Genomic DNA, 16,534 nt, shown 5'->3' on the forward strand with positions numbered 1-16,534 from the left:
GTGCCAAAAAGATCTGTTCCAGTGAGGCGGATCCGGGTGGTTCGCCTCACGGGAATAGCGTGTTACAGCACGGTGGAGTCGTCAACCACCGAATCGTCGATGGTGGTGTGGTTGTCCAGGTCAACATCCGTGTGCGTGGAGTTGTCCTCAGTGAAATCGAGCTGGTTGTCCGCCACCACCAGGTTGTCTTCAACGATGCTGGTGGCTGGGTTTTCCTGGAACGAGTCGTCCACGTGGACATCCACCGCGGCAGTGGTGGAGCGGTCCTGGTTGAAGGAATCCTCAACCAGGGTGGAGCTGTCCTGGTTGTAGGAGTCGTCAACCGCCACGGAGTTGTGGGTTGAGCTATCGGAATTATCGTTGAACGAGTCCTGCACATCGAGGTCCACATCGGTGCTGGTGGAGTGGTCCGAATAGTCCAGGTGGTGGGAATTGTCGGAGTAGTCGTTGAAGGAATCGTCCACGTCCAGTCCGAGATCTGTGTTGAAGGAGTCGGAGATGTCCGTCTCCTCGTTGCCGATGCCGACGTTGCTGCCGGCATGGATGGAGTTGTCCGTGGAGTTATCGGTGGAGTGGACCCTGTTGTAGGAGTCCCTGATGTTGTTGGAGTCATGGACAGCGGCGCCGTCACCTGCGGCCACCGCCCGGTCGCCAGAGGCCACCACGGCATCGTTGTCGAACCACTGCTCCACGTCCCCGTGCGCCCAGACGTTTTGGTTGACGGACTGGTCGGTGATGGTGGCGCGGTTGTCCAGCATGCTGGTGTTGGTGGTGTAGGAGAAGTGGTTCACCACATGGTGGAGCTGTTGGACCGCATAGGCGTGGTCGTCATGACCGTAGTTGGCGCCACCCTGCCCCGCAGCGGCCCCTCCGGCATGGATGGTGGAGACGCTTCCCGCGTGGCCGCCCAGCGTGCCCGCTTGCCCGGCCCACACACTATTGCCGCCGGTGTTGTGCTCCCGGGCCAGGGACGTGGCATTGACGGTAATGGGCGCGTAGTCAAGGACAACCGGCATGGCGGCATCAACGTCAGCCGAGCACACGTTGGCCAGGCCGTGTTCCTGCAGCGTCCTCTCCGGGTCAGCCAGGAACTCCTGGATTGCCTCCCGGTTGCCGAAGAGCTGCATCAGGAACTGAACGAGGTCGTTTGCGAGTGTTGGCATATGCGTGGTCCTCACATCTTCTTTGAGTTGTGGATCATCCGGTGCACGTACCCGGTTGCCTCAAACCTAGATTCGCCGCCGGGGACGGTGCATCGGGCGCTTTCCCCCTTCCCCCGGGCGCCGTTCCGGGGCACCGGCACCCCCGCGCCTAGGGGGATTAGGGGTTATTCCTGCTGCGGATTCAGCTGCTGGGAATGTTCCACGCCGAGAGCCAGCCTCAAACGGGCCAGCAGGTCCGAGCGGTTTTCCGCTCCCAAACGCCGCCGGATCCTGGCAATGTGGTGCTCTGCGGTCCTGGGCGAAATGTAGATTGCCTCGCCGATCTCCCGGTAGGTCTTTCCCTCGAGCACCAGCCTGGCCACTTCCTTTTCGCGCTCGCTCAAGCCGGAAGCGTCGGGCTGCGCCCCTTTGCCACCGGCGTCGGTACCGGTTCCTGACTGGGCCTCCGCAGCCCTTGATGCTCCGGCTGCCGGACTGCCTTGAGGATGAAGGTCCCGCGCACAGGAGAGCAGGCGCATCATGTCCCGGCGCTCGTCAGCGCGCGCAGCCGCGTGCCCGGCCAGCCGTGCACCCTCCCAGGGCATTCCCACCGCACCCAAGAGGCGGGCAGCGCCCTCCACATCGGCGGTTCGGAACCGGCCGGCCAGCACGGAGACCCAGGCCTTGCCCGCCGTGGCGAGCACCGCGGCAAACTGGCTGTGGACAGAGGCCCGCGCCAGTGCCGTTGCGTGGGGAGCAAGATCAGCGGGACTTTCATTCAGCAATGCAGCCTGGACGGCGGACCAGTGCAGGGGCACGGCCCACAGCGCAGGACCACCCAGGCGGCCCAGCAGCTTCCAGACGTCCTCCAGGTACTGCGTTACACGGCGCGTCTCCCGCAGCCGCGCCGCGGCGATCAGCAATTCCCCCCACGGCAGCAGGTTGTACAGGTCCACCGAGGTATGGAGCATCGCTTCGCGTGCCCGTTCCCATGCCCTGAGCAGCTCCGGCACATCGCCGTTCCGGCGCGCCAGCCCCACCTCAAGGGCCGCGCACATGAACTCATCGCGCGGGACCAGCGGCCAATGGTTCGCTTTGGCCGCTTCCGTGGCTGCCAGGCGGGCGTCCTCAAGTTTGTCCTGCATCATCGCCGCCCAGGCCTGGAGCAGCAGGAGCCTTGGTTGGGCTGCGTTGCCGCCCTGCCCGGCTGCGGCCGCTACCTTGCAGACCGTTTCCGCCAGGTGCGGGTCACCACTGTGCAGGGCCAGCAGGGCTGCCAGCGCAGCCGGCGTTTCCGGCAGCGGAAGGGCCGTGCCCGCCGAGTTCAGCATGTCCGAGGCATGGATCAGGATGGAGATGCCCTGTTGCGGATTGTCCCCCAGGGACGCCAGGATTCCCTGCCCGGTCTGGACCAGTCCGGCCCCAAGCAGCGTTGGCGAGGCCGCCGGAGCATCGGGTCGGAAGAAGGCCTCCGCAGCCGCCCGGTCACCGGCACCGATCATGGCGACCGCGGCAAGCGGCGCGGAAGGGCCCACCCGGCCCGGACCAAGCCAGCTGTACACGTCGGCTCCCCGGGCCAGCATTCCCCTCTGCGCCCAGACGGAGGCGGCAACATCGGCTCCGCGGCGCACGTCCGGCGGGTCCGGGCTGACCAGGAGTGCGTCGATGATGCGGGCCGCGGCGTCCAGCTCCCCGTCCCCGGCTGCGGCCTGCGCGCGCCTGGCTGCCGTGGCCAGCGGGTCGGCTCCGGCCAGGAGTGCTTCCTCGTAAAGTTGGGACGCCAACCGCGGGTCATTCTCCAGCGCGGCATTCGCAGCTTGCTCCAGCTCGGCAGCCACACGGGGATCAGCAAGGCCGCCCCTGGCCAGTTCGCGGGCGAGGTTGCCCAGCGGCTGCCCTGCGGATGCGAAAACGGTCACGAGCTCGCGCTGGAGCGCGTGCACCTTGGCTGTGGGCGTGGCGGTCAGCAGCGCGTGTTGGGCGGTCCCCACCACCGTGCCGTCCGGCCTCAGCAGCCCTGCGGCTTCGGCACGGTCCACCAGGGCGTCCAGGCCCTCCACCGCTCCACTGGTGAACTTGTGCTGAAGGTCGGCCGGCAGCGGTCCCGGCAGGGCGAAGCCCACTGAAAGCGCCAGCAGGAGCTCCCGGACGGCAGCGTTTGCACCCTTCAACTGCCCGGCCATCAGCTCCGCGGAGTGGGGCGGACGTCCCTGGTGGTCAGGCGCGGTGTGCAGGGATACGGGCCGTTCCGACCGCTGAAGGTGTCCGTCCATGTCAGACCCCCGGAGACGTGGACGGGGCCGTTGCTACGGCAGTTTCAGGGGAAGTGACGGTGGACTCCTCGGGTGTGGGTGAAGCTGCAACGGCCGGGGTGGGGGTTAGGTCGGCCGTGGGGGACACGAGCGGGGCACCCGTGGGGGCCGGAGCCGCCATGGTGGTGGGCAGGATGGTGGGGGTCGCTCCCCCGGTGGTGGGGGAAGACGTCCCGGGGTCAGCGGGAGCGGTTCCGGAGCCAAGCGTCGGGTCAATCGTCGTTCCGGGCGACGACGTGCCCGGCGGCGTGGGTGTTGGCGGGGCAGTGGTCGTTGGTGGGGCGGTGGTCGTTGGAGGGACGGTTGTTGGGGCCGGGGTGCCGGTGGGGGCAGGCCCGGTGGGGACCGGCTGCGTGGTGGCCGTCGGCGTTGCGGGGCCCAGGGTGGCTGAATCGGGAACGATGGCTGTCCCCGGCGTGTTGCCCCCGGTTACTGAGGGCGGATTCGCTGCAGGGGCTTCGCCGGCGGCTACAGGGGCACCCGCAGTGGGGCCGCCGGCCGGGGATTGGCTGCCGGTGGGTGAGGCGGACGCATCGAGTCCGGGCTGCTGGGCGTTTGGCTTCTTGGCGCTGGCCTCGACGCCCGCGAGGGGCTGGGGCGCCGCAACGGCTGCTGCTCCCCCTCCACCTGGTGCTTCCGCCCCGCCGGCGCCTGCGGATGCGCCGCCGGTGCTCGCCCCGGCCTGCGGCACGAACATGGCTGTCAGGCTTCCGAAGCCGTCGGGACTCTGTGCGGCAGTGGCGGTGAGGACCGTCAGGAGGGCCGCGGCAGCGGCAACAGCCGTGACGCGGACCGTGGGTTTCGGGGCGTGTGCTCCCCTTTCCCCCCGCCGTGCAGTCTGGACGGTGCCGTTCCCCGCGCCGGCTCCAGCCGTCGTCGCATATTTGCGTGACCAGCTGGGCAGGCCTGGTCCGGAGGGTGCGGGTGGCACCGCGGAGGGCACGACGGCGGGCGGTGCCCCAGCGGCGGACGTTTCAATTCCTGCCGCTTCAGTTTTGAGCGCTGCCGTTTCTGCGTGGGCTGTAGCGTGGGCGAGGAGCGCGGCCACGGCCGCGCCGAGGCAAATGGAGGACTTGGGATCCGCGTCCACGGCAATGGGCCGGTCCAGCTCTTCCGACACCACCTGCGCTACCAGGGGGATCCGGGACGAGCCGCCGATCAGCAGCACCGCGGACAGGTCTGCCGGTTCCAGGTGGAGCTGGGCCAGGGAGCGCTCCAGCGCGTCCACGGTCTCCCGCACGGGCTCTTCAATCAGGGCCTCGAACTCGGAGCGGACCAGGCGGATTTGCTGCTGGACACCGGGCAGGAGCACGGGAATGCTTGCCTCACTGTCCGAGGACAGGGCTTCCTTGGCTTCCACGCATTCGCGCCGGAGGCGGGCCAGCGCCCCGATGGCCGCGGGGTCGGTGGGGTCGAGGTCTGCCAGGGCGGTGCCGGTGTGCCCGGCAACATAGCTGAACACCGCTGCGTCGAAGTCGGCCCCGCCCAGGTCTTCGATGCCCTCCGGACGGCCCAGCAGTTCGAAGCGGCTGCTGCCGGACTTCCGCAGGACCGCGGTATCGAAGGTGCCGCCGCCGAGGTCGTACACCGCGATGGTGCTGCCCTCCTCCACCCGTACCTGCGATGCGTAGTGCAGTGCCGCGGCTTCGGGTTCGGGAAGGAGGGTGACGTTTTCCAGACCGTGGGCGGCGAGGGCGGCGCGGATGACGGACAGGCGGTGGATGCCCCACGCAGCGGGGTGGGTGAGGTAGACGGCCGACGGTGGGCCCCCCTCGCGTTCGGCCGCGCGGTCTGCCACCCAACGGGCCATGGTGGCGAAGACGTCCTCCGGCTGCAGCGCCAGGGTGCCCAGGATGATGGGAACGTCGTCGCCGATGCGGCGTTTGAATTCCCGCACCACGCGTTCCGGCGAGTCCAGACCGCGGCGTTCCGCGACCTCGCCCACCAGGACAGTGCCTTCCTCCGGGAAGTACACCACGGAGGGAACCGATGCTCCACGCGCGCCCAAAGGCAGGCACTCAGGCACAGCGGAGGGACCATGGTGAAAACGAACAACGGCTGCTGCCGTGAAACTGGTCCCGACGTCTACGGCGAGAGCGTAGCTCATGGTTACCTCGGAAGGCTGGCGGTCCACATGCAAGCTTCATCACAGTGAACGTCACCAACGTAGCATTTCCGACGGACCATCGGACAGCCCTGTTGCTACATCGAATGGTTATTTAGCGGCCAGTTGCCGCGTTGCGGGTGGATTCCCCGCCCAAGACCCGAACGGACCCTTTTCTAGAGGCCGGAGTAGGAGTGGAGCCCGTTGAAGAACTGGTTCACGATGGTGAAGTTGAAGATCACGCACAGGTAGCCCACGATCGACAGCCACGCGGCGCGTGTCCCGGTCCAGCCGCGGGTGGCACGGGCGTGCAGGTATCCGGCGTAGACAACCCAGATCACGAACGTCCACACCTCTTTGGTGTCCCAGCCCCAGAACCGGCCCCATGCTTTTTCCGCCCAGATGGCACCGAACATGAGGGTGAAGGTCCAGCCGATGAAGGCGATGGCGTTGATCCGGTAGGAGAGGTTCTCCAGGCTCAGCGCGGAGGGCACCAGGCGCATGAAACCGAGCTTGTCGGCGCCGCCGGCTGCAACGGTCTTCTGCCGGTGGGACTGCACCAGCTGCAGGGCGGACATCGCGAACGTCAGGGTGAACAGGGCCGAGGAAAGCACGGCAATGGATACGTGAATGACCAGCCAGTAGCTCTGGAGGGCGGGGACCAGGTGGCCCACAGGGGTCCAGAAGGCCACGGAGGCAGCCACCAGCATGATGATTACCAGGCCCACCACGAAGGTGCCCAGGAAGCGCAGGTCGCGCCGGATCAGGGAGAGCAGGAAGACGGCCGCCACCAGGAACGCGCCGGTGGTGAGGAACTCGTACATGTTGCCCCACGGCACGCGGCCCGCGCCCAAGGCTCTGGTGACCACGCCGGCGCCGTGGATGAGGACGGCGAGGGTGGTCAGGGCCACGGCGACCCGCGCCGGAACCCGGCGCTCCGTGGCGTACTTCATGTCGCCGTCGGCCGTGACGACACCGCCGGCCCCTGCGCCGCGGGCCTTGGCAGCGGACGACGACGGACGCTCGGCCCGGTCAGCGGGCCCGTCCAGGCGCGCCCCTGCGGAGGCGGCGCCGACACCGGCCGCAACCGGAACCTTGGTGGCAGCCCCGGCCTGCGCGGCCTTGAGGTCAACTGCGCGCAGGGCCTTGCTGCTCTTGGCCAGGTCCCAGGCGAAGGCAATGAAGGCCACTGTGTAGGTGCCCGCCGCCAGCAGCATGAAGAGTTCGCTGTACTGGCCCATGGTTTCGTTGATTCCAAATGGCATTACTGGTCCTTTTCGGGCCCTGTGGGGCCTGCTGGGGTGGTGACGGAGCCTTCGGCCTTTTCGGCGGAGCCTGCGACATTATCGCCTGTCCGGCTGGGAGTTTGCTGGGACGGGGCAGTATTTTCGGGGGCAGCAGCTTCAGGCGCAGCCTCGTCGGGCAGCTGCCACTCGGCGGCGAACAGTTTCCGCAGCGCGGCCGCCTCACCCGCCAGCCGGTGGTCCTCGCCGCGGGCAAGCAGCCCGTATTCCACCATGGTGCGGCCGTCGTCAGCGGTGCCGGTGCGTACCCAGACGCGCCGGCGGTTGACGTAGAGCGAAAGGATCAGGCCGGCCACGGCCAGCAAGGCGAAGATCAGGGCGTACAGCTGCCCGGGGTTGTGGTGGATGTCCACGCCGATGTACCGCTTCACGCCGTCGAAGCTGATGCTGCCCTTGCCGTCCGGCAGGGTGTAGGTGGAGCCGGGTGCCAGGGTGATGCCCCCGGCCGCCAGGTTCCTGGCGTTGAGCGGGGTCAGGTTCTTGACGTCGAGTTCGAAGACGTTCTGCGGAGCACCCTTGTTCAGGCCCAGGTCGCCGTAGTAGGAGTTCAGGGTCAGCTGCGGGTTGAACAGCTCAGGGTCGGCGCTGAAGGAGACGTTCTTGTCCGTCACGAACGCGGTGGGGAGGAAGAAGCCCACGAAGCCCAGCTGGTCCGGCTGCGCGTCGGGGACCTTGATCACCACGGAGGAGTAGTAGTTCTCGCCCTGCAGCTTGGCCACCACCGGGCCCTGCATGGCCACGTTGCCCGCCCCGTCCCGGATTGTCACCACCGGCGCGTAGCCGTTGCCGGTGAGGTAGATGCTGGTGCCGCCCAGGCTCACGGGGTCGTTGACCTTCAGGATCTCCTGCTTGGGCGGAGCGTCCGGGTTTTCCTTGGTGGTCACAGTGGCGGCGAAATCGATGGGCTGGCCGAACTTGCCCCGGGATTCGCGGTCGAAGGTGATGTTGAACTTGTCCAGCTGGAGCGAGTACGGCTGGAGCTGGCTGGACTGGAAGTTGGTGCCCGGGTTGAACTGGTCATAGCCCACCAGGGTGTTCACAAATGTGTCGCCTTCCACCAGGATGCGCTGGCCGCTGTATCCGAACAGGCCACCGGCAGCCACGGACACCAGCACGCCGATAAGCGACGTGTGGAAGACCAGGTTGCCCACTTCCTTCATGAAGCCGCGTTCGGCACCCAGGGACGGAAGGGCGCCGTCGGCATCCCTGACCTCCACCCGGTAGCCGCGCTTCCGCAGCAGTCCGGCCGCACCGTTGATGGCGTCCGACGCCGGGACGGCGCCACTGGCGGGGATCACCAGGGTGCCGTATTCGGGCAGCCGGGACAGACGCTGCGGGGTCCGTGGCGGCTGTGAGCGCATGGCCTTGTAATGGGCGATGGCGCGCGGCACCACGCAACCGATCAGGGAGATGAACAGCAGAAGGTAGATCGCCGAGAACCACGCCGAGGAGTAGACGTCGTAGAGCTGCAGGGAGTCCAGCAGCTTGCCGTAGTCCGGGTGGTCCTTGATGTACTGGGTCACCACGGCCGGGTTGGCGGGCCGCTGCGGGAACAGTGATCCGGGGACGGCGGCGACGGCGAGGAGCAGCAGCAGGAACAGCGCGGTGCGCATGCTGGTCAGCTGGGTCCAGGCCCACCGGAGCATGCCCTTGGGGCCCAGGGCCGGGAGGGCGGCCTGCGCCTTCGCCTCTGCGACAGGGGCGGATTGCTTCTTCTTTACGTTCACACGCTCGCTCATCAGATCGGCAACTTCACATCGGTTTGGAACCAGTACTGCAGCCCGGTCACCCAGGCACCCCACACGCCGGTGGCCATCAGCAGCCCGAGCACCACCAGGATCCCGCCGCCGGTCCGCTGGATGGCCAGGCGGTGTTTGCGGAAGAACGCCATGACGCCCATGCCCCGGCGCAGGGCCAGCGCGATCAGCAGGAACGGGATGCCCAGTCCCAGGCTGTACACAAAGGCAAGGAAGGCGCCCTTGGCGGCCGAGGATCCGCCGGAAAGGCTTAACAGCTGCACGGCGGAGTACGTGGGGCCGATGCACGGGGCCCAGCCCAGGCCGAAGGTCAGGCCCAGCAGGGGCGCTCCCCAGAGCCCGGCGGGCGGCTTGGCATGGATCTTCGCGTCGCGCTGCAGCCAGCTGAAGCCGCCCATGAAGACGACGCCCATGATGATGACCAGGATCCCCAGGAGCTGGGTGATCCAGGCGTTCTGGCTGCCCGTGATCAGGGTACCCAGCTGGCCGAACGCGCCGCCCAGCAGGACGAAGATCACGGAAAAGCCCAGGACGAACAGCCCGATGCCTGCCAGCATCCGGCCGCGTTTCTGCTTTTGCAGGTCCACGCCGCTCAGGCCGGTGACATATCCCAGGTAACCGGGCACCAGGGGAAGGACACAGGGGGAAAGGAAGGACACCAGTCCGGCGAGCAGGGCCACCGGAATGGCCAGCAGGAGGGAGCCACTGAGGATGGCTTCGGCGAAGGGGCTGTTCACGGTCCCGGCCTGTCCCTATTCCGCCACGGCGGCGGTGATGAGGGCTTTCAGGGTGCCCTTCTCGATTTCGCCGAGGACGCGGGAGGCCACCCGCCCCTGCTTGTCCAGCACCAGGGTGGTGGGCACGGCACCGGGCGGCACCAGGCCGGACACGGACAGCAGGACGCCGCCGTCCTTGTCGTCGAAGCTGGGGTAGGTCAGGTTGAAGGTTTTCTCGAAAGCCTCTGCCGTGGGCTTCTCGTCCCGGAGGTTGACGCCGAAGAACTGCACGCCCTGGTCCTTGAACTCCTGGTGCAGTTCCTCAAGGAGCGGCGCTTCCACGCGGCAGGGGGCGCAGGCGGCAAACCAGAAGTTCAGGACGCTGACCTTGCCCTGGAAGTCGGCCGGGGTGACGGCGGCGCCGCTGAAGAGCGCACCCTGGATCTGTACGGCTTCCTTGCGGTCCCCGGCGGCGAACTCGGTCACGGAGCCGTCGCCAGCAACGTAGTTCTTGTTGTCTCCCGCCTTGGCCTGCTTGGCCAGCGCATCCTCCTGGGCACAACCGGAGAGGCCAAGGGTCAGCGCGGTCAAGGCCATGCCGCCTGCTGCAAGCATGCTGCGGCGCGAGGGAAGGTTGCTGTTGCTCACTGCTAGGCTCCAGGGGTGCTGGCGGCACCGGGAAGAAGGGACGCCGCAGGTTCGCTGTACCCGACCCGCACCAGCGAGCCGTCGTCGTCGAACACCAGGGACGTGACGGATGTCAGGGTGCACTCGCGCTTGCGCGGGTCATGCCACAGCGGCCGGCCCTCCGCGCTCAGCCGTGCGGCCCAGATGGGCAGCTGGTGGCTGACCAGGATGGCCTCGGGCCCTGCGGCGCCGAAGTCGCCGGCAGCCAGTTCGATGGCCTTCAGCCGGGCGTCCTGGACGGCAGCCGCCACCCTCGCGGCCTGCTGCTTGTACGGCTCGCCCCATGACGGGCGCAACGGGTTGACCAGGCGGGGCCAGTGCCGCGGCCGGCGGAGTTCGGCTTTGGTGACCTTCATGCCTTCGAAGTAGTTTTCCGCTTCGATGATGCGCCCGTCGGTGTGGATCTGCAGGTGCAGCGCTTCCGACGTCGGCCGCGCGGTTTCCTGCGCACGGTCCAGCGGCGAGGCGGCCAGGTAGGTGATCCGGGCGCCGCGCTCGGCGCGCTCGCGGAAGTGTTCGGCAAGCATCCGGGCCATCTCCTGCCCCAGTTCGGAGAGGTGGAATTCCGGGAGCCGTCCGTAGAGAACGCCGTCGGGATTGTGGACCTCGCCGTGGCGGAGCAGATGGACAGTGGCTTGGGGCATGTTTACCAGTTTCTCAAAGATGGCGTGCGATCCGAAATCTTCCGGCCGTGCTTTCTACAAAGAGTAGAACTCAAGTTTCTGAAGAAATGTTCCGCAACCGGGAACAAAAGATGCAAACGCATGTTTATACTGGATGCAGCAAGTTAGTTGAGATTTCAACCGATGAAGTTTCAACCTCACGACCACAGCAGCATTCACCCCAAGGAGCAACATCATGGCACTTCCCGCAGACGTCACCACCGGCACCTGGACCCTGGACAACTCCCACAGCGAGATCGGCTTCACCGTCCGCCACGCGGGCATCAGCAAGGTCCGCGGCCAGTTCAGGGAAGCCGAGGCCACCCTGGACCTCGCCGAAAACGTGGCCGACTCCAAGGTCAACGCCACCATCAAGACCGCCAGCTTCGACTCCGGCGACGTCAACCGCGACGGCCACGTCCGCGGCGAAGACTTCTTCGACGTCGAGAAGTTCCCGGAAATCTCCTTCGTTTCCAACGCGATCGTCCCCAAGGGCGACGCCTACGAGCTCCAGGGCGACCTCACCATCAAGGGCGTCACCCGTCCCGTGGCCCTCGAGACCGAGCTCCACGGTGTGGCCGTCGATCCGTTCGGCAACACCCGCGCCGGCCTCACCGCCGAGACCACCATCAGCCGCAAGGACTTCGGCCTGACCTGGAACGCCGTCCTCGAGGCCGGCGGCGTGCTGGTCAGCGACAAGGTTGCCATCAACCTGGAACTGGCCTTCATCGCCCCCGCAGCATAAGTTTCGCGTTCACGGCACCCCGGTACCAGGCCATCCCGGCCCGGCACCGGGGTGCCGTGTTTAACAACGGCCCTTGCCCACGGGTTCACCTGCCGGCCGCGGGCGTGGATCCCACATGAATCACCCACAACTCCACCCGCCGGGGGTACGGTGGACTTAAGCCACGCTGGGGGGAAGGCTGAGGACCGATTCCCGGCAGCCTACCTGGATCCCGACCTGCAGAAGGAACGCCATGAGTACTCCTCCCGTCCCGCCTCCCGCGCCCCAAGACCCCCACTCCGGCAATGGCCAGCCAGGGAACGGCCAGTCCGGCAGCCAGCAGCCCGGACCGCAGCAGCCCCGCTACGGCCAGAACGCGCCGCAGTATGGCCAGAACGCTCCCCAGTACGGGCAGAACCAGCCCCAGTACGGTTCCCAGCCGCCGGCAGCGCCGCAGTACGGGCAGAACGCGCCGCAGTACGGTTCCCCGTACGGGCAGAATGCTCCGCAGTCCCCGGGCTACGGCCAGAATGCACCCCAGTACGGCCAGTCGCCGTATGGCCAGTCCCCTTACGGCCAGTATCCCTCTGAGCAGCCGCAGCCGGCCGGCAGCAACGGCATCCCCCAGCTGGTGAACATCGCGTTCTGGCTGCTGATCGCGGCCACCGCGATCTATGTCGTCTCCATCCTCATCAACCTCACCCAGCTGGATGCCCCGCAGTTCCGGCAGGAGTTTGAACAGCAGGTCCGGGCCAGCGGGGCGGGCATCACCTACGACGACATCAAGCCCTTCATCGCCGGCTCCCTGGTGGTCTTCGGCATCATCGGTGCCGCCCTCTACCTGCTGGTGGCCTTCTTCATCCGCAAGGGCAAGAACTGGGCACGCATCCTCGGAACCGTGTTCGCAGCGCTGTCCGTCCTTGGCCTGTTCGGAATCCCCTCCCTCGCAACGATCGGGACTGTCCTGGGAATCGCCGCCATCGTCCTGCTCTACCTCCCTGCCGCTGCCCCCTACTTCCGGAAGCAGCAGCCCTTCGCCAACCCGTATTCGGGCGGCTTCGGCAACCCTTACGGGCGCTGACCACCAACCACAGAACGCAGCGGGGGGGGGGGGGGGGGGGGGGGCGCCCGCCGCCGCGGCCCGGCCGCCGCCCCCCCCCCCCCCCCCCCGGGGGCGCCCGGGGTGGCCCCCCCCCCGGGCCCGCCGCGTTTAAACCGTGCCCCTAGGCTGTCTGCCCCGGCGCCTGCGCCCGCTGGGCGTGGTAAGCGAGGATTTGCAGCTCCGTGGCCATGTCCACCTTGCGGAGGTTGACCCCTTCCGGAACCTGGAGCATCACCGGTGCGAAGCTGAGCACGCTGTGCACGCCCGCCGCCACGACCCGGTCGCAGATGCCCTGCGCCACCGCCGCAGGAAGCGCCAGTACCACCATGTTGGCCCCGGTGCGGTGAAGGACGGTCTCAAGGTCCGCCACGTCGCTGACCCGCAGCCATCCCACCTCGTTGCCCACCACCATCTGGTCCGCGTCGAAGATGGCCACCACATCGAAGCCTCGCGATTCGAAGCCGCCGTAGCGCGCCAGCGCCTTGCCCAGGTTTCCGGCTCCGACGATCGCAACTTTCCAGTCATGCGTCAGCCCCAGTGCCGCGGCAATGTGGCGGCTGAGGTACTGGACCTCGTACCCCACTCCCCTGGTGCCGTAGGACCCCACGTGGGACAGGTCCTTGCGCAGCGTTGAGGAACTGACGCCGGAGGCTTCCGCCAAAGAGTCGGAGGAGACGCGCTCAACACCCTCGGCCAGCAGGGTGTTCAGGGCCCGGAGGTACAGGGTCAACCGCGCCACGGCAGCAGGGGGAATCTGCTTTGCCGGTGCACCCGCGGCATCAGGGATGCCCGGGACAGGCTGGGACGTTGAATCCAAGGACGTCACTCGCATCCCCCTAATTGGCCATGGCGCGCTGCAGGACGCGTTCCAGCCGGGCTTCGTCGATCTTCCAGAAGTCGCGCTGCACCCCGTCAACCAGGACCACGGGGATCTCTTCGGCGTAACGCTCCCGCAGTTCGGGCTGGTTGTCCACCAGCTCTTCGCTCCAGGTGAGGCCCAACGAGGCAGTGACCCGGCCGACGGCGTCGCGCGCCTCCTCGCAAAGGTGGCAGTCAGCTTTGGTGACCAGGACGACGCGGGGGGTAGCCATGGCTTAACGGTATCGCCGTTCGCGCCGTGCGGGTGACGCCGACGGCGCCCAGCGAGTGGATTGACTAGACTCAAGTCCATGCCCCAGGAGAAATACGTCGCCGTCGTCACGCGGCCGGTTGCTGCGCCGCAGCCCGGTGAAGCGGCGTTTTTCGATGTGGACAATACCCTGATGCGCGGGGCCAGCCTCTTCCACGTGGCGCGGAAGATGCACCAGCGCGGCGCGTTCACCCTTGCCCAGGCGGCCGGATTCGCGTGGAAGCAGTTCAAGTTCGTGGCGCGCGGTGAGAATATCGACGACGTCCATGCGGTACGTGATTCGGCCCTGACGCTCGCCGCCGGCATCACGGTTGACGACATCAAGGCCCTCGGCGAAGAGGTCTACGACGAGATGATCGCGTCCCGGATCTGGCCGGGTGCCAAGGCCTTGGCGGAACAGCACCTCCGGGTGGGCCGGCGCGTCTGGCTGGTGACGGCAACCCCTATTGAAGTGGCAACAGTCATCTCTACCCGCCTGGGGCTGACCGGAGCGCTCGGGACAGTGGGTGAGGTGTCGGACGGGATGTACACCGGCCGCCTGGTGGGGGACATCCTGCACGGCTCGGCCAAAGCCGTAGCGGTCCAGGGCATCGCGGACCAGGAGGGCCTGGACCTCAAGCGCTGCTGGGCGTACAGCGACTCCTACAACGACGTGCCGCTGCTGTCACTGGTGGGACACCCCGTGACCATCAACCCGGACGCCAAGCTCCGCCGCCACGCCCGTGACCGGAACTGGCCCGTTTATGATTTCCGCGCGGGCCGCCGCGCCGCCACCCTGGGCCTGAAGGCGGCAACCTTCGGCGGCGCTGTCTACGGCCTCTGGAAGGGCTTCGCCCGCATCCGCGGCCCACGGGCATAACCCACCCCACCGCAGGCAAGAGCGTGCAGGCAAAAGCCTCCAGCCACTACCCTGAGACAAAAAAATGCCCGCCGCCTTTGGAAGGCGGCGGGCATTTCCACGCTGTTCGAAGTATCTCTACTTCTTGTTGCGGCGCTGGTGACGGGTCTTGCGAAGCAACTTGCGGTGCTTCTTCTTGGCCATACGCTTGCGACGCTTCTTGATAACTGAACCCACGAAAGTTCCTTACAAACTAGATGCAGTACCTGCCTGATGGGGAATGTCCGCGGACAAAGCTACGAACTGAACAACTGACAGATTCTTACAATGACGTAAAACGTTCCTTAACAGGGTACCGCTTATCGGGAGCGGCTCAGGACAGGCCCCTCAGGCGGTCTCGGTGTGGCCGTCCACAACAGCACCCTTGAGGTACTGTTCGACGGCGTTTTCGGGGACCCGGTAGGAGCGGCCGAAGCGCACCGCGGGCATTTCGCCGGAGTGAACCAGGCGGTAAACAGTCATTTTGGAGACGCGCATGACCTCAGCTACTTCAGCCACGGTCAGGAACTTCGCGTTGGAGAAGTTCTGTTCTGCCGACATTTCCCTATTTTCCTTTGCTGACGGATGGACAACAGTGACCCCAGGTACGTGCCAATGCGGTGTTCCGATGCTGAGCCATCCACCAACCACCTTAAATAGATACTGTAGATGTTCATGTGGCAGATGTGAAAGTAGTGGCCTCCCCTATTTCACCCCCTAATTCTGCTGCCGCCGCTTCCGCGCCGATGCCGCCAGTTGCTCCAGGACAGAAGCGGAGACATCCCAGTCCATGCACGCGTCGGTGACGCTCTGGCCGTAGACCAGTTCCGCCCGTCCCGCGGCGTACTGATCAACGTCAAGGTTCTGGGCGCCGCCCACCAGGAAGCTTTCCAGCATCACACCGGCCACGGCCCGGGCCGCCGCGCCGCCTTCCTCAAGCTGGGCACCGATTTCCAGCGCCACCTCAGCCTGCCGGTGATGGCTCTTGCCACTGTTGGCGTGGCTCGCGTCAACGATCAGGCGGGGGTTGAGCCCCTTGCCCGCCAGTTCGGTGGAGGCGCGTTCGACGTCGGCCGCTGAGTAGTTGGGGCCCTTCCGGCCGCCGCGGAGGATCACGTGGGTGTCGGGGTTTCCGGCCGTTGCCACCAGCGCGGCCCGGCCTTCGCCGTCGATCCCCAGGAAGGCCTGGGCTGCCGCGGCGGCACCGCAGGCATCGATGGCAACCTGCAGGCCGCCGTCGGTCCCGTTCTTGAAGCCAATGGGCATGGAGAGCCCGGAAGCCAGCTGGCGGTGGATCTGGCTCTCGGTGGTGCGGGCACCGATGGCTCCCCAGGAGATCAGGTCCGCCATGTACTGGGGGCTGATCGGCTCCAGGAATTCAGTGGCGGTGGGCAGGCCCAGCGCGGTGACCTGCTGCAGGAACTGCCTTGCGGTGCGCAGGCCGGTGACCATGTCGTGGCTGCCGTCCAGCCGGGGATCGTTGATCAGGCCCTTCCAGCCCACCGTGGTGCGCGGCTTCTCGAAGTAGGTCCGCATGACGATCAGCAGGTCTTCCTTGTGCTTCTCGGCCTGGCTGACCAGCCGGCGGGCGTACTCCAGCCCTGCCTTGGGGTCGTGGATGGAGCAGGGTCCCACGATGACCAGCAGGCGGTCGTCCACGCCGTCCATGATGGCGCGCACCTCGTCGCGTCCGCGTTCGACGACGGCGGCCTCCCGGTCGCCCAGCGGCAGTTTGGTGAGAAGCGCCGAAGGTGCCGGCAGCGCAGTGAATTCGCTGACGCGCAGGTTGGATGTTGACTTGGTGGCGGGGGCGGCTGCTGTTGCGGTGCTCATGTTCGGGGTCCTGTTCCAGATGGGAAGCGGGCCCGGATTTCAGAACCCGCCGGAGAAACGGCGAAGGGCAGAGAATGATCTCTGCCCTGTTGGCTCTGAAGGAAGTTGGATGCGTGTCAGTTAGACGCGGGCCCCTCCAGAGCCAACGAAAAATACGCATACCAACGGTTAGTCATGGAAGAGAC

At 66.8% G+C, this 16,534-nt stretch carries 16 protein-coding genes; 3 read left to right on the forward strand and 13 right to left on the reverse strand.

Going from position 1 to position 16,534, the window contains the following annotated elements; all coding sequences use genetic code 11:
- Positions 1–62: 62 nt before the first annotated feature.
- From ACWRN3_RS10450 to ACWRN3_RS10485, 8 genes are all read right to left on the reverse strand, one after another.
- Positions 63–1,163, reverse strand: a complete 1,101-nt coding sequence (locus tag ACWRN3_RS10450; protein ID WP_476740599.1) for an IniB N-terminal domain-containing protein — start codon at positions 1,161–1,163, stop codon at positions 63–65.
- Between the two features lie 164 nt (positions 1,164–1,327).
- Positions 1,328–3,415, reverse strand: a complete 2,088-nt coding sequence (locus ACWRN3_RS10455) for a LuxR C-terminal-related transcriptional regulator (protein ID WP_476740600.1) — start codon at positions 3,413–3,415, stop codon at positions 1,328–1,330.
- 1 nt (position 3,416) lies between these two features.
- On the reverse strand, positions 3,417–5,561 hold the full coding sequence (locus tag ACWRN3_RS10460) for an Hsp70 family protein (protein WP_476740601.1): 2,145 nt from the start codon (positions 5,559–5,561) through the stop codon (positions 3,417–3,419).
- 173 nt (positions 5,562–5,734) lie between these two features.
- Positions 5,735–6,823 (reverse strand): c-type cytochrome biogenesis protein CcsB, encoded by a 1,089-nt coding sequence (gene ccsB, locus ACWRN3_RS10465; protein WP_476740602.1) that lies wholly within the window; start codon positions 6,821–6,823, stop codon positions 5,735–5,737.
- The gene (gene resB, locus ACWRN3_RS10470; RefSeq protein ID WP_255173199.1) at positions 6,823–8,601 is read right to left on the reverse strand and encodes a cytochrome c biogenesis protein ResB; all 1,779 of its coding nucleotides are present in this window, start codon (positions 8,599–8,601) and stop codon (positions 6,823–6,825) included. Before resB ends, ccsB begins: the two co-directional genes overlap by 1 nt.
- Positions 8,601–9,356 (reverse strand): cytochrome c biogenesis CcdA family protein, encoded by a 756-nt coding sequence (locus ACWRN3_RS10475; protein WP_324643022.1) that lies wholly within the window; start codon positions 9,354–9,356, stop codon positions 8,601–8,603. The genes resB and ACWRN3_RS10475 overlap by 1 nt, the downstream gene beginning before the upstream one ends.
- A 15-nt stretch (positions 9,357–9,371) precedes the next feature.
- Positions 9,372–9,950: a TlpA family protein disulfide reductase gene (locus ACWRN3_RS10480; protein ID WP_159635196.1), complete on the reverse strand. Its 579-nt coding sequence runs from the start codon at positions 9,948–9,950 to the stop codon at positions 9,372–9,374.
- 35 nt (positions 9,951–9,985) lie between these two features.
- On the reverse strand, positions 9,986–10,666 hold the full coding sequence (locus ACWRN3_RS10485; protein ID WP_476740603.1) for a histidine phosphatase family protein: 681 nt from the start codon (positions 10,664–10,666) through the stop codon (positions 9,986–9,988).
- Between the two features lie 214 nt (positions 10,667–10,880).
- Here ACWRN3_RS10485 and ACWRN3_RS10490 point away from each other — a divergent pair, with 214 nt between their 5' ends.
- Both ACWRN3_RS10490 and ACWRN3_RS10495 read left to right on the forward strand, forming a co-directional pair.
- The gene (locus ACWRN3_RS10490; protein WP_476740604.1) at positions 10,881–11,429 is read left to right on the forward strand and encodes a YceI family protein; all 549 of its coding nucleotides are present in this window, start codon (positions 10,881–10,883) and stop codon (positions 11,427–11,429) included.
- A 232-nt stretch (positions 11,430–11,661) separates the two neighbouring features.
- Entirely contained in the window at positions 11,662–12,489 is an 828-nt protein-coding gene (locus ACWRN3_RS10495; RefSeq protein WP_476740605.1) for a hypothetical protein, read from the forward strand.
- 142 nt (positions 12,490–12,631) lie between these two features.
- Here the strand turns inward: ACWRN3_RS10495 and ACWRN3_RS10500 are convergent, their stop codons facing one another.
- Positions 12,632–13,336, reverse strand: coding sequence for a redox-sensing transcriptional repressor Rex (locus ACWRN3_RS10500; RefSeq protein ID WP_159630830.1), 705 nt, complete (start codon positions 13,334–13,336; stop codon positions 12,632–12,634).
- Between the two features lie 10 nt (positions 13,337–13,346).
- Positions 13,347–13,601, reverse strand: a complete 255-nt coding sequence (locus tag ACWRN3_RS10505) for a glutaredoxin family protein (protein ID WP_159630828.1) — start codon at positions 13,599–13,601, stop codon at positions 13,347–13,349.
- A gap of 78 nt (positions 13,602–13,679) precedes the next feature.
- Between ACWRN3_RS10505 and ACWRN3_RS10510 the strand changes: the two genes are divergently transcribed.
- Positions 13,680–14,498 (forward strand): HAD family hydrolase, encoded by an 819-nt coding sequence (locus ACWRN3_RS10510; protein WP_476740606.1) that lies wholly within the window; start codon positions 13,680–13,682, stop codon positions 14,496–14,498.
- Positions 14,499–14,615: 117 nt separating this feature from the next.
- Here the strand turns inward: ACWRN3_RS10510 and ACWRN3_RS10515 are convergent, their stop codons facing one another.
- The 3 genes from ACWRN3_RS10515 to ACWRN3_RS10525 form a co-directional block, all read right to left on the reverse strand.
- Positions 14,616–14,714 carry a 30S ribosomal protein bS22 gene (locus tag ACWRN3_RS10515; RefSeq protein ID WP_003792170.1) on the reverse strand — a complete coding sequence of 33 codons (99 nt, stop codon included), beginning with the start codon at positions 14,712–14,714 and terminating at the stop codon, positions 14,616–14,618.
- 150 nt (positions 14,715–14,864) lie between these two features.
- Positions 14,865–15,077, reverse strand: coding sequence for a helix-turn-helix domain-containing protein (locus ACWRN3_RS10520; RefSeq protein ID WP_043452394.1), 213 nt, complete (start codon positions 15,075–15,077; stop codon positions 14,865–14,867).
- A 156-nt stretch (positions 15,078–15,233) separates the two neighbouring features.
- On the reverse strand, positions 15,234–16,349 hold the full coding sequence (locus tag ACWRN3_RS10525) for a 3-deoxy-7-phosphoheptulonate synthase (RefSeq protein ID WP_476740607.1): 1,116 nt from the start codon (positions 16,347–16,349) through the stop codon (positions 15,234–15,236).
- Between the last annotated feature and the right edge of the window lie 185 nt (positions 16,350–16,534).

The sequence above is a fragment of the Pseudarthrobacter sp. rb genome, assembly GCF_056389225.1.

Coding starts and splice junctions, on each gene's coding strand:
- ACWRN3_RS10510 (WP_476740606.1), top strand. CDS start 13,680: ATGCCCCAGGAGAAATACGTCGCCGTCGTCACGCGGCCGGTTGCTGCG.
- ACWRN3_RS10505 (WP_159630828.1), bottom strand. CDS start 13,601: ATGGCTACCCCCCGCGTCGTCCTGGTCACCAAAGCTGACTGCCACCTT.
- ACWRN3_RS10485 (WP_476740603.1), bottom strand. CDS start 10,666: ATGCCCCAAGCCACTGTCCATCTGCTCCGCCACGGCGAGGTCCACAAT.
- resB (WP_255173199.1), bottom strand. CDS start 8,601: ATGAGCGAGCGTGTGAACGTAAAGAAGAAGCAATCCGCCCCTGTCGCA.
- ACWRN3_RS10525 (WP_476740607.1), bottom strand. CDS start 16,349: ATGAGCACCGCAACAGCAGCCGCCCCCGCCACCAAGTCAACATCCAAC.
- ACWRN3_RS10455 (WP_476740600.1), bottom strand. CDS start 3,415: ATGGACGGACACCTTCAGCGGTCGGAACGGCCCGTATCCCTGCACACC.
- ACWRN3_RS10490 (WP_476740604.1), top strand. CDS start 10,881: ATGGCACTTCCCGCAGACGTCACCACCGGCACCTGGACCCTGGACAAC.
- ACWRN3_RS10480 (WP_159635196.1), bottom strand. CDS start 9,950: ATGCTTGCAGCAGGCGGCATGGCCTTGACCGCGCTGACCCTTGGCCTC.
- ACWRN3_RS10460 (WP_476740601.1), bottom strand. CDS start 5,561: ATGAGCTACGCTCTCGCCGTAGACGTCGGGACCAGTTTCACGGCAGCA.
- ccsB (WP_476740602.1), bottom strand. CDS start 6,823: ATGCCATTTGGAATCAACGAAACCATGGGCCAGTACAGCGAACTCTTC.
- ACWRN3_RS10520 (WP_043452394.1), bottom strand. CDS start 15,077: ATGTCGGCAGAACAGAACTTCTCCAACGCGAAGTTCCTGACCGTGGCT.
- ACWRN3_RS10495 (WP_476740605.1), top strand. CDS start 11,662: ATGAGTACTCCTCCCGTCCCGCCTCCCGCGCCCCAAGACCCCCACTCC.
- ACWRN3_RS10450 (WP_476740599.1), bottom strand. CDS start 1,163: ATGCCAACACTCGCAAACGACCTCGTTCAGTTCCTGATGCAGCTCTTC.